Annotated in this window: 14 protein-coding genes; 3 read left to right on the top strand and 11 right to left on the bottom strand. The window is 37.0% G+C overall.

From position 1 onward, the window contains the following. Positions 1-510: 510 nt before the first annotated feature. The 5 genes from J0871_RS15645 to J0871_RS15625 form a co-directional block, all read right to left on the bottom strand. A complete protein-coding gene (locus J0871_RS15645; protein WP_156858155.1) occupies positions 511-651 on the bottom strand; it encodes a hypothetical protein in 141 nt (46 codons plus the stop codon). Positions 652-731: 80 nt separating this feature from the next. Next, the gene (locus tag J0871_RS15640; RefSeq protein WP_208226167.1) at positions 732-1,268 is read right to left on the bottom strand and encodes a 2'-5' RNA ligase family protein; all 537 of its coding nucleotides are present in this window, start codon (positions 1,266-1,268) and stop codon (positions 732-734) included. A 27-nt stretch (positions 1,269-1,295) separates the two neighbouring features. After that, the gene (locus J0871_RS15635) at positions 1,296-1,667 is read right to left on the bottom strand and encodes a hypothetical protein (protein WP_208226166.1); all 372 of its coding nucleotides are present in this window, start codon (positions 1,665-1,667) and stop codon (positions 1,296-1,298) included. 3 nt (positions 1,668-1,670) lie between these two features. After that, positions 1,671-2,903: a diaminopimelate decarboxylase gene (lysA, locus tag J0871_RS15630; RefSeq protein WP_208226165.1), complete on the bottom strand. Its 1,233-nt coding sequence runs from the start codon at positions 2,901-2,903 to the stop codon at positions 1,671-1,673. Positions 2,904-3,015: 112 nt separating this feature from the next. Further along, complete coding sequence (locus J0871_RS15625) at positions 3,016-4,188, bottom strand: MFS transporter (RefSeq protein ID WP_208226164.1); 1,173 nt, start codon at positions 4,186-4,188, stop codon at positions 3,016-3,018. Between the two features lie 266 nt (positions 4,189-4,454). Between J0871_RS15625 and sucC the strand changes: the two genes are divergently transcribed. The 3 genes from sucC to J0871_RS15610 all read left to right on the top strand — a co-directional run bounded on the left by sucC (position 4,455) and on the right by J0871_RS15610 (position 6,720). Then, the gene (gene sucC / locus J0871_RS15620) at positions 4,455-5,648 is read left to right on the top strand and encodes an ADP-forming succinate--CoA ligase subunit beta (protein WP_208226163.1); all 1,194 of its coding nucleotides are present in this window, start codon (positions 4,455-4,457) and stop codon (positions 5,646-5,648) included. A gap of 199 nt (positions 5,649-5,847) precedes the next feature. Next, on the top strand, positions 5,848-6,165 hold the full coding sequence (locus tag J0871_RS15615; RefSeq protein ID WP_208226162.1) for a hypothetical protein: 318 nt from the start codon (positions 5,848-5,850) through the stop codon (positions 6,163-6,165). 222 nt (positions 6,166-6,387) lie between these two features. Next, positions 6,388-6,720, top strand: coding sequence for a hypothetical protein (locus J0871_RS15610; RefSeq protein ID WP_208226161.1), 333 nt, complete (start codon positions 6,388-6,390; stop codon positions 6,718-6,720). Between the two features lie 35 nt (positions 6,721-6,755). On the opposite strand, the gene J0871_RS15605 is transcribed toward J0871_RS15610, so the two are convergent. The 6 genes from J0871_RS15605 to hutI all read right to left on the bottom strand — a co-directional run bounded on the left by J0871_RS15605 (position 6,756) and on the right by hutI (position 12,118). Then, positions 6,756-7,919 carry an IS4 family transposase gene (locus J0871_RS15605; protein ID WP_208226160.1) on the bottom strand — a complete coding sequence of 388 codons (1,164 nt, stop codon included), beginning with the start codon at positions 7,917-7,919 and terminating at the stop codon, positions 6,756-6,758. Between the two features lie 187 nt (positions 7,920-8,106). Next, on the bottom strand, positions 8,107-8,919 hold the full coding sequence (locus J0871_RS15600; RefSeq protein ID WP_208226159.1) for an MBL fold metallo-hydrolase: 813 nt from the start codon (positions 8,917-8,919) through the stop codon (positions 8,107-8,109). 64 nt (positions 8,920-8,983) lie between these two features. Then, on the bottom strand, positions 8,984-9,442 hold the full coding sequence (locus tag J0871_RS15595; RefSeq protein ID WP_208226158.1) for a GNAT family N-acetyltransferase: 459 nt from the start codon (positions 9,440-9,442) through the stop codon (positions 8,984-8,986). A gap of 77 nt (positions 9,443-9,519) precedes the next feature. Continuing rightward, on the bottom strand, positions 9,520-9,885 hold the full coding sequence (locus J0871_RS15590; RefSeq protein ID WP_075327510.1) for a DUF1622 domain-containing protein: 366 nt from the start codon (positions 9,883-9,885) through the stop codon (positions 9,520-9,522). Beyond that, entirely contained in the window at positions 9,882-10,880 is a 999-nt protein-coding gene (locus tag J0871_RS15585; protein WP_208226157.1) for a formimidoylglutamase, read from the bottom strand. Before J0871_RS15585 ends, J0871_RS15590 begins: the two co-directional genes overlap by 4 nt. Continuing rightward, entirely contained in the window at positions 10,880-12,118 is a 1,239-nt protein-coding gene (gene hutI, locus J0871_RS15580) for an imidazolonepropionase (protein ID WP_208226156.1), read from the bottom strand. The genes J0871_RS15585 and hutI overlap by 1 nt, the downstream gene beginning before the upstream one ends. Positions 12,119-12,255: the final 137 nt, after the last annotated feature.

The raw sequence follows: 12,255 nt of genomic DNA, 5'->3' as shown, positions 1-12,255 counted from the left end.
AAAGCCCCGGCAAAGAAATTTAAATTGTAAAATGCAAAGTAGGAGCTCCAGAGGAGCCCTACGAGTATAAGAAAAAGGCCGACTAATCTAGCTGTATTCACAGGGGAAAATTTTTAAAGGGCTTAACCAAGAACAATAACTTCTAAAGCCTGGTCTAAAAATACAACCAGCATAAACGCAGTGAAAATAATTCCTACTAATTTTAAAATATTGATTCGATCTTTCATGATTAAGGTTTTTTAGTATTTCGATAGATATTTTTTGATGCTGCTTTCCAGAAGAAATTCTTATGAATTGAGGAAGCAATATCTTTCGAAAAATCGGTTTTAAATAACTCGATTTTTGTAAAACAAGCGGTAAATATAAGGAAATTTTAAACTTTTAGCCAAATTTATATTTTTTTCGGAGGATTTTATATGGTTTTTGGTTAAAAAATTAGTGGTAATGTAAGACTAGATTCAATAACTTTTTAAATGAAGATAAGGTGAAAAAAAGATTAAGGAATATTCGTTAAACCGGGTTATTCCAGCCTTCTAAAGCAGCCTCTATGGTGAAATCCAGGAAGTAGATTGCAATAATTATTAGAGCTATTATTCCCAGGATTTCTAAGAAAGTATAATTATGTTTTCTGTTAGTCTTATTATTTTCCATACCTGCCTTTAGTGATAAGTAGATGAAAGTATTAAAATGTTACAGAAAACCTTAAAAAGCACTGCTTTGGATTGTAAGGTTTATTCCAATTTAAATTCACAATGGCGATGCCACTGCTTTCCATCGTGCTTTAGCAGTGAAAATGATTTCGCGGTAAAGGAAGCCTGAAACTCACGTTCTTTAAAATCTGCCCAGGCTTCAGGAAATTGTTTATAATGAAGATCTAGCGAAGCAAGCGTAATATGCGGATGAATTTTAGAAAATTTCTCGTGTTTCTTTAACTGCAAATTTGCTGAGATTACTTTTTGCAATTCGGTGTGAAGAATTTTTATTGGCTCGTGATCTTCAATATTTATAAAAATCACTTTTTGGTTAAACCTGCCAAAATCCTTTAAATCTACCCGGAAGCTTTTTTGATTCTCAGCAAAAATTTCCAGGAAACCAATAAGTTTATTCTCTTCTGATTCAGAAAGCTGAAATGGAATTTGCAGGGTAATATGCGCCGGCAGTTTCAATGCATTTTTAGCTTTATATTTTTCAGCAATTTCCTGCTTCAGCGATTTTACTCGCTTACAAATTTCTTCCGGGGGAATTATAGCGAGAAAATATAAAGGCATTTTAGATTGAATTTTCGAGAGTTAATTTTATTCTCTTTCTCTTACAAAAACCGTTTTCTTATTAAAATAATAGATCAATAAGCCGAAAGTGGATAAAAGTAAATTTTGTACAAGGCTGTCTACCATAAAATTTAAATCATCTCCCGTCGCGATTTTTATGAGCTTTCCTATAATTGAAAGCCCGGGGCCAACCATCATGATAATTGCCCAAAAGTGGATGGCCATTTTTGCAAGTCGGTGTTTGTTAAATAGTAAATATAGCAGCGTTAATTCTATAACCACCGCAATTAAGCCGAGGTAATTACCGGAAAGAACCATATAGGTATTCCAAATAAGTATTAGGAAAATATAAATAATGAGCAGCCTATAAAACCATTTGTTTTTAAAAACTGTTTCCATAAATTATTTAGAAGCTTTTACAGTTTTTGGAGTGAAATCCATAACTTTTTGATGCCTTAGCAAATCCTCAAAAGTTTCGCGCTCCCTTATTAAATGGCCTTTACCTTTATACCATAAAACTTCTGGTGGGCGGTAACGTGAATTAAAGTTACTGGCCATTGAAAATGAGTAGGCCCCGGCATTGCTAAAAGCCAGGATATCTCCTTCGGTAATTTCGGCAATTCGGCGGTTATTGGCAAAAGTATCGGTTTCGCAAATATAGCCTACCACCGAGTAAAACCTGAATTTACCTTCGGGATTAGAGACATTTTTAATATCGTGATGTGACCCGTAAAACATTGGGCGAATTAAATGATTAAAACCGGTGTCTACCCCGGCAAAAACCGTAGAAGTGGTTTGCTTTATCACGTTCACTTTAGCAAGAAATTTCCCGGCCTCACTCACTAAAAATTTTCCTGGTTCAAAAACTAAAGTAAGTTCGCGCCCGTATTCTTTACAGAAATTCTTAAAACGTTCGGTTAGTTTTTCACCTAACTCTTCAATATCGGTTTCAATATCATTTTCCCGGTAGGGCACTTTAAATCCGCTCCCAAAATCAAGAAATTCAAGGTTTTTAAAGTTTTTAGCCGAATCAAAAAGAATTTCTGAAGCACGCAAGAAAACTTCAATATCAAGAATATCACTACCGGTGTGCATATGGATGCCGTTAATATTCATCCCGGTATTTTCAACAATACGCAGCAAAAGCGGCATTTGGTGAATAGAAATCCCGAATTTAGAATCTACGTGGCCTACTGAAATTTTAGAATTTCCGCCGGCCAAAATATGCGGATTTATACGAATACAAACCGGTACTTCTGGATGTTTGGCTCCAAACTGTTCCAGGATAGATAGATTGTCTATATTAATTTGCACTCCCAATCGTACCACCTGTTCAATTTCTTCTAAAGAAACTCCGTTTGGCGTATAAATAATATCTTTTGGAGCAACCCCGGCTTTCAAAGCAAGCTTCACTTCCTGTACCGACACTGTGTCCATACCACTTCCTAAGGAATTTAAATATTTCAGGATAGAAATATTAGAAAGCGCTTTTACCGCATAATGAATACGTAAATCTTTAATTTCAGAAAACGCATTTTTAAGTCGGTTAAACTGAAAAGCAATTTTTTCGGCATCATAAACGTAAACAGGGCTTCCAAATTCTTTGGCTACAGCGAGAAGATCTTGATTGGTCATAACAATTGAAAAATTTAAGTGGCAAAAAACAGGAGAAATTTCAACTCCCACAAGTGCAAGTCTCAAAAATAACGAATTCCCCGAAATTGTTAATATTTAAAGAGTAGATACTTTAACTCGCGGTGGCTACAGCGCTTTCTTTTCGTTTTCTAATAAGAATAATCGCCAGGGCGATAAAAACGCCGAGACCCGCCATAACTGCGCCGACCAAAGATGCTGAGGTGAAACCGTAGCCAAATGCTATGGGTAATCCTGCAAAATAAGCTCCAGAAGCATTTCCCATATTAAATGCACTCTGGTTCATTGAAGATCCCAAACTCTCTGAACCCTTTGCAGAGTTGATCATTACCATTTGAATAGGAGTGGAGAGACAAAAAGCGATAGTAGCAATAAGGAAGGTCATAATCAAAATTGCAATTTGATTTTCGGCAACATAAGCATTGGTAATTAAGGCAAACACCATTAAAACCATACTCATAATTACTGCGTAAATAGGAGAGAATTTCTCGGCAAGCTTAGCGCCAATAAGGTTTCCTATTACCATTCCCACACCGGCGAGAATCATAACATAACTAACAAACCCTTCGGGGTGTCCCGCTACATCAGTTATTAAAGGTGCTATATAACTGTACCAGGCAAAAAAGCCGCCAGTACCAATAGTGGTAAGTAAAACCACCATCCAAAGTTCGCCACGTTTTAGCACATTTAAATCTTTTCTAATACCTTCAGAAGAAGATTTTGGAAGTTCAGGCATCCAGAATTTCACACTTGCAATGGCCATTAAACCTACAATTCCTACCAACATGAATGAAACATTCCAGCTATAATTATGGCCTAAAAAGGTACCCAACGGCACGCCAAATACATTAGCCAGGGTGAGCCCCGTGAACATAATGGCTATAGCTTGCGCCGATTTTCCGGGTTTTGCTAATTGGCCGGCCACTACAGCGCCAATGCCGAAAAAAGCTCCGTGTGGTAAACCCGATAAAAAACGGGAAACCAATAATAATTCGTAAGAATTAGCAAAAGCTGAAAGTGAATTAAATACCGTGAACCAAACCATAAGAAGGAGCAGGGTTTTATGCGCCGGCCATTTCCCGCCAAAGGCAGTAAGCAAGGGCGCTCCAACTACTACACCCAGGGCGTAAGCAGAGATAAAATGCCCGGCCTGTGGAATACTGATCTCTAATGCCGAAGCTACATCGGGAAGAATTCCCATAATCACGAATTCGGTCAATCCAATGCCGAATCCTCCAATAGCCAGTGCCACAAGTGCTTTATTCATTCTAAGGTTAATTTTTAGCAAAGGGCAAAATTAAAAGGGATAAACTTAATAATGCATAATTTCATCAAAAAATTACGATAAGCTTATAGTGGGGAAATCGCAGTAATGACGGGCATTTTAAAAATTCCCAAACCTTAAGGAAATGCTAAATTTTCTTCTGGAATTAGATTATCGCAGGGCTGGCAATATCCTAAAAAAGATTGGTACAATAGCTATACATTTGTTACTTTTGCTAACCGTAATTAATACTGAAGAAATAGCTGATTATGAACATACACGAATATCAAGGAAAAGAGATTTTAAGCAGTTTTGGCGTACGCATTCAGCGTGGTTTAGTTGCACATAACGCAAAAGAGGCCGTAGACGCCGCCAAAGAACTAACCGAACAAACCGGTACCGGATGGCACGTTATTAAAGCCCAGGTACACGCCGGTGGACGTGGAAAAGGTGGTGGTGTAAAACTTGCCAAGAACCTTAAAGAAGTTGAAGAAGTTGCTGGTAACATTATTGGAATGAACCTGGTAACACCACAAACCTCTGCTGAAGGTAAAAAAGTACACCAGGTATTAGTAGCCGAGGATGTTTACTATCCTGGAGATAACGAGCCTGAGGAATATTACATGTCTGTATTACTTAACCGTGCAACCGGCCGTAATATGATTATGTATTCTACCGAAGGTGGTGTAGATATTGAAACTGTTGCTGAAGAAACTCCGCATTTAATTTTTACTGAAGAGGTGGATCCTGCAACAGGACTTATGCCTTTCCAGGCAAGAAGAATTGCCTTTAACCTGAAACTTAGTGGAGCTGCTTTTAAAGACATGACAAAATTCGTAATGTCTCTATATAAAGCCTTTGAAAAATCTGATTCTTCACTTTTTGAGATCAACCCGGTTTTAAAAACCAGTGATGATAAAATTCTTGCAGTAGATGCAAAAGTAACCCTTGATGATAACGCACTTTTCCGTCATAAAGACTATGCTGAAATGCGTGATATTCGTGAAGAAAATCAAACTGAAGTTGAAGCTAAAGAAGTTGGACTTAACTATGTAGACCTTGACGGAAATGTTGGTTGTATGGTAAATGGTGCCGGACTTGCAATGGCAACAATGGATCTTATTAAACAAGCTGGTGGAGAACCTGCAAACTTCCTTGACGTTGGTGGTACAGCTGATGCAAAGCGAGTTGAAGAAGCTTTCCGTTTGATCTTAAAAGATGATAAAGTAGAAGCGATCCTGGTAAATATTTTTGGAGGAATTGTTCGTTGTGACCGTGTGGCGCAGGGAATTGTAGATGCATATAAGAATATGGGTGATGCTGTTAATGTACCAATTATTGTACGCTTACAGGGAACCAATGCAGATATCGCCAAGAAATTAATTGACGATAGCGGATTCAAAATCCACTCTGCAGTACAGTTCCAGGAAGCTGCAGATAAAGTACAGGAAGTACTTAAATAATCCCGAAGCATCGGGACAGGAATTATTTCCTGTTAAATTAAGACTGTCTAAAGTTTAATCTTATTAACCCGTCATTCTGAAACAAGTTCAGGGTGACGATAGGAAATAAGAAAAATTTTAGGCAGTTTTTTTGTGTCCTACTGTAACAGCTTAAATAAGAAGATGGTCTCTTGGTTATAAACCCATTAAATCATTCATCATGAAAAATCTAGTAGTTATTTTAGGAATTATCTTCATCGGTCTTAGTAGTTTTACTTCTGTAATAGACAAACCGGATAAAGTTATTATTAAACAGATTTATGCAATGCTGGACGATCTTCCGTTGGAAATTGAGGAAGAACTTCTGGTTGAAGTAAGACTGATAATTAATGAGCAAAATCGAATAAAAGTGTTGTTTGTTGAAGCTGAAGATCCTTTAGTGAGAAAACTAATTAGAAAGCGATTGGATAAGAATACACTGGCAATACCTTTTAAAGTTAAAGGTGCTTATCGCTTGCCAATTAGAATTAAAGTATAAATAATCGGCATTCTGACCCGAAGAGCCAGGGATATTTCAGTATTCAAAATAGACCCTGAAACGATCCCGAAACTTCGGGACAGGGTGACGAAAATTACAGAACCGGTTCATCACCGGTTTTTTTGTTCTCAGATAAGTTAAAATTTCCTGAAATTAATATAAGTCTGTAACATATAGAGGTTTAGGCCGGTCTTTATAGTATAACCTTTAAATTTTATTATTATGAAGACTTTAAAATTAGTATTGTTTGCATTGGCGCTTAGCGCCGGAAGTTTGGTTCACGCCACTCCGGGAAATTCACCTGAAACTTCAGATTCCTTTAAAAAGGAAATCCAGGATTTATTAAAAAATATTGAACTTGATATTGAAGAAGAAGTGGTGGCAAATCTTGTAGTGAGCTTTAACGAAAAGAATGAAATGCAGGTGCTTTATGTGGGAACCGAGCATATTCCTGCCGGGAAATTGATTAAAAAACACCTGAATTATAAAAAGATTAAGACCGTTTTAGATCCTTCTATTAAAAAATATAAGTTACCCATAAGATTAAAACCTTAGTATTTTTTCAATCAAAAAATATCATTACTGTCCAGTTAAAACAGACTGAGTGACAGTTGGTTATAATCAAGTTCTTTGACATTACTATAATCTATATTCATAAAAAGCTCATTTATAGGGGCTTTATCTAATAATGAGATGCCTAAAACCTGTAATATTTCGTAGGTTGAACGCTTCAATTTCAGTTTATCTGCCACGATAGAGACCAGGCAGTAAGCACTTATCGCACAATAGATCTGGATTTTTACGGCATTTTCAGATGTTCCCCAGAAGGATTTTATCTTCAAGTGTTGTTTGACCCATTTAAAGAAAAGTTCCACCTGCCATCTTTTTTTGTACAGTAAGGCAACCTCCTCGGCAGTAACTTTCATGTTGTTTGTCAAAAAGACAAAGGTTCGGTTCGACTCTTTATCATAATATTTCACTCTGCGAAGTTTTTCCGGGTACTCTTGGGAAGTATAAAAACCACTTAATTTTCCAATTTGGTCACATCGGATCCCAGTTAGCTTATCGACTTTATTGGAGTACATCCGCCTGAATTTGGTATTCGATTTTGCCCGAACCACAAAGTAGGCTGAGCAACGTTCTATTTTGTACAACCTAGTGTAATCAAGATATGCACGATCAAATATATAGTGGGCACCCGCTTCATAAACCAGCTCATCCATTGCCTTCACGTCATGAACATTAGCAGGGGTAATATGCAGAAAGGCTGGTATCTGGGTGTTTACATCATATAAGGTGTGAAGTTTAATTCCTCCTTTTGCCTTGCGAAATTTCGCCCACCAAAATACATTTAGACAAAGATCTATGGTGGAGGAATCAAAGGCATAAATGTTTCCTTTGATTTTAAAATCATCACTAGAATGCAATTCTCGGGCTATAGCGATCAGATGATAGGCAAAATCTTCAAAGATTTTTGAGTTCCGAACTTCGTTGGCTTTTGCAAAGTTACTTCTGGTTACACTTTTGCCCAATCCAAGATGATATGATTTTCCACTATGTGCATCAAGCGCAACGATCAGGTCTCGGAGGCTTTCTCGATTAGTCAGCTGACCGAATAGCATACAAAGTAGTTGGTTCCAGCAAGTAAAATGTTTCACATACCTGTTGCCATCATGCTTTTTGACAAACCCATCAAAAACCCGTTGGGGTAAATATCCCGTCAATTGGGAGAAAACGTATTTTCCTTGATTCATGGCCGCCAAATTTTAGAGGCTAAACCTAATCAATTCAAATCGTCACGCGCCAATTAGACTTGTAAAGTATAGATTATCAGTAATTTCAAAGAACATTTAAAAATTTTTAATGGACACTAATGAAAAAATATAAAAAACAAAAAACCCGGTTCATCACCGGGTTTCATTTTTTATAAAAGATTTGTAGTTATTCTTGCTCTCTGTCAGGATACCATTCCAGCATCTCTACTTCAATATCCTTATTGCCTTCGTTTACCAATTCTTTAAATTTATCTACATCTGCAAAACCATCCTGACCTCTAAAATGGTAAGGAATTACCTTTTTAGGTGCAAATGCTAAAACACCATCGGCAGCCTCTTCAACCGTCATTGTGTATGGCAGGTTCATTGGGATTAAAGCAATCTCAATATTTTCCAGTTCCTTCATTTCAGGAATGTTTTCAGTATCTCCGGCAATATAAAGGCGTTGCCCGTTTCTTTCTACAACATATCCATTCCCGCGTCCTTTAGGGTGGTATGCTTCAGGATCTTCTGGAAGGTTGTACATTGGGATAGCTTCAATATAAAATTCAAGTACACGAGTTGTAGCACCATTTTCCAAAACCCTAACTATATCTTTCATTTCGTCAGGCATTTCATCTCTTACAGCTTGAGGCACTATTATATAAGCTCCTTCTAAACTTAAAGCTTCCAGGGTTTCAATACTCATATGATCTCCGTGGATATCGGTAATTAAAACAAAATCGGGATCTTCTATTCCTTCAAAAGCTTCGGCACCACCAACAGGATCTATGTAGAAAGTGGCATCGCTCCAGTTTACCGCGGCAGTAGCGTGAGATATGGGCTTAATGTCTATAGAAGCCGAATCAGCCTCCAGCACGTTCTTTTCTTTTCCGTAAGGATTTTCATTTAGTTTATTTTCAGCATCATTGTTTTTTCCTTCATTCTTGCAGCCGGTAAATAAAATTCCCGCTGCGAGTAAGGTGAATAAATATTTCATAGTTGATTATTTTACATTAAAATTAATTAACCTATACTAGAATAGCCTCGTTTTTTTCAAAATTTTATGCCAAATCCAGTCGCATTTTTATATCTCCACGGCTGTAAGGGTTATTTTCTCCAATAGGAATTTCTTTGAAACCATACTTTTTATAGATATAAATTGCATTCTCAAGTTTTCGATTAGAAAAAATAATTAAATGATTCCAGCCCTGCTTTTTAGCAAAATGAAGGCTATGTTCCATTAATTTCTGACCAATTTTTTTACCCTGGTATTCGGGACTTACTGCCATTTTTGTTAATTCAAAGATGCCGTCTTCAATTTTCATTAAAGCCACGCAACCAATAATTTCTTCCTCATCTTTTACGAAAAATATATTTCCACCGGTTTCAATAATATATTTTTCGGGATTTCCCAGTACTTCTTTATCGTGGGGTTCTACCCAAAAATACTTTTCTAACCAGGCAAGATTTAAGTTTTTAAAATCTTTGGCGTAAGCTGAATTATAAGAGACAATTTCCATTTTTATGTAGCTGTATTTTTGAACAAAAATATAATAATTAAGCTGTAAATTCTAAGTTCAAAAAACTAATCAAAGGTTTATTTCTGGCCTGTAGTACGATCTTTTGATTGTTTCCAGGGGAATTTCCCTTCTATTTCAATTTCTAAAGTAAAGCTTAAAAAGGTACGAATTAGGATTATAAGTCCTAGATTGAGAATCTGCTCCATTTCAGCTCCATAAACCACGGTGGCAATAATATCGGCAGCAATTAGAATTTCCAGTCCAAGTAGAATTGCACGTCCTAATTCTTCTCTTATTTTTTGAAAGCTCCGTACTTTTTCTCCCTGAAGTTTAAATGCATACCTGCCCAGGGCAAGAAAGGTTCCAATTACCATAACCAGAATTCCCACCACTTCTATTACCAGGGCGGTTAGTTTAATAAGTTCTTCTGCTGTATCTGTCATGCCTTCATAAAATCTGTTATAAAAAATGATAGTGCTTTTCCTACTTGCGTGTAATTTTCCTCGCTGGGGGCGGCTTCACAAATATGTAAGTATTTACAATTTTTTTCTTCTGAAGCAATTTGAAGAAAATTTCTAAGCATATTTAAAGCAAAACCAGAAGGCGATTGTGCGCTAGATGGAAAATTTATAATGGCATCACAGTCCAGTTCCAACCCAAAAGGCTGTTTGTTAATAAACTCCAGCTGGGAATTAAAAGCGGCCATTTTTCCCTGGTGGGTTTGCAAAATTAGATCTTCAAAAAGATGAAATTTAATATTTGAAACCGAACTTATTTCGTCAAAAATATATTGTGGAGTATAATTTTTATGTAAACCGAAAATTGAATATTTCCCGAGGAAACCATCTCTTTGCGCAAAACTAAATCCATTGCCACTATGCCGGTGTTCTAACTTTCTTAAATCGGTATGGGCATCAATATTTAAAATATTTAGCGGTTTTTTTATGGCTTTAGAAGTGCCTTTAATATTGCCGTAAGCGTTGTTATGCCCGCCGCCAATAATAATTGGAATTTTCCCGGCTGAAATTATTTCATCAACTAAATAACTTACTTTTTCGTCTATTTTTTCTACCAGGTCACCAAGTTTTGCATAATAATTTGGATCGGCTTCATCAATATTGGCTGCTTTTTGCATTTCGGTTTTGCAGTCAATTTCACCAAGTAAAATAATATTTTCTGGCGCTGTGAATTCATTATTTTGAATATTCAGCAACGAATTTAAGCAAGCTTCCCAGGCTTTTGAAGCACCGGCTTTTCCATGGTTAGCTCTAACGCCAATATCTTCGGGAATACCAAAAAGCACAAATTTTGCCTTTGTTTTTTTAAGATCATCCAGACTTTCTACAAAACCTATTTTTTCCCCAAACCGGGTTTCACCGTCACGAATGGAAATAAGCTTTTCTACCGACTTATAATTATAGATTTTTAAACCTTCCATTACTCTATCATCTTTCCGTTAATAAAAACCGACTCTATAGAATTTGTGCCGAAAGCATAAGGCAAAAAGGTATAAGACGGGATTTCTCCTGTCAATATAAAATTGGCTTTTTTTCCTTTCGTGATACTTCCGTGGGTTTTGCTAAGTTCCATTGCGTATGCGCCGTTTATTGTAGCGGCGTTGATCGCTTCTTCCGGGGTCATTTTCATTTTTATACAGGCCAGGGAAACTACCAAATTCATATTTCCGCTTGGTGTACTCCCGGGATTAAAATCGGTTGCTAAAGCTAATGGTAACCCAGAGTCCAGCATTTCTCTAGCGGGAGTGTAAGGAATGCTTAAAAATAGCGAGCAGGAGGGAAGCGCAACCGGCATTGTACTTGTTTCCTTTAAACTTTCAATATCTTCCGGGCGCATTACTTCAAGGTGATCAACGCTAAGTGCATCGTGTTCAATGCCGGCTTGAATTCCACCGATGGCATTAAATTGATTAACGTGTATTTTTGGTTTTAAACCGAATTTTTTCGCTGCAGAAAGCAGTTTATGGGTATCAGCTACGCTGAAATATCCTTTTTCACAGAAAATATCTATGTATTCTGCCAGGTTTTCTTCGGCAACTTTTGGTAAGATTTTTTCAATCACCAAATCCATATAAGCATCGGGTTTTTCTTTATATTCCTTCGGAATTGCATGCGCACCTAAAAAAGTAGCTTTAATTGGAAGCTCGTAATTTTTCTGAAGTTTCTTTATAACCCGAAGCATTTTTAACTCGCCTTCTTCGGTTAAACCGTAACCCGATTTAATCTCAACAGCACCGGTACCCAGTTTCATAACTTCTTCCAGCCTTTTAGCCGATCGTTGGTAAACCTCTTCTTCCGAAGTTTCCTGCAGGGTTTTAGCAGAGTTTAAAATTCCGCCGCCGCGATTGGCTATTTCCTCGTATGAAAGTCCGTTAATACGATCGGCAAATTCCAATTCCCTGTTCCCGGCATACACAATATGCGTATGAGAATCGCACCAGCTAGGCAGGATTATTTTTCCTTCAGCATCAATAGTTTTATCGGCATTGATTTCAGGTAAAGAATCCATTTCGCCGTAATCGGCAATCTTATCATCTTCAATAAGTAACCAGGCGTTTTTTATAGTTGGTAACTCCTTCATCTCAGTTCCCGATAGTTTATCTACCTTGTTTTCCCTTACCTGAAGTAGCTCTTTTATATTTATAAATAATTGTTTCATCGTGCTTAGTTTTTTGTCTGTTTTCTGCTGAAAATGTGCGTTAAACAAATATAAAAACTAAGCCGGGAAAACCGGCTTTTTCAGTAGAAACAAAAAAAGCTGACTGAATATTCCTGATTCCGTCAAGCTGTCCCGAA

It is taken from the genome of Salegentibacter sp. BDJ18, assembly GCF_017579965.1.
Lineage (GTDB): Bacteria > Bacteroidota > Bacteroidia > Flavobacteriales > Flavobacteriaceae > Salegentibacter.
The sequence above is the reverse complement of the archived record's forward strand: the minus strand, read 5'-3'. Positions and strand labels throughout refer to the sequence as shown.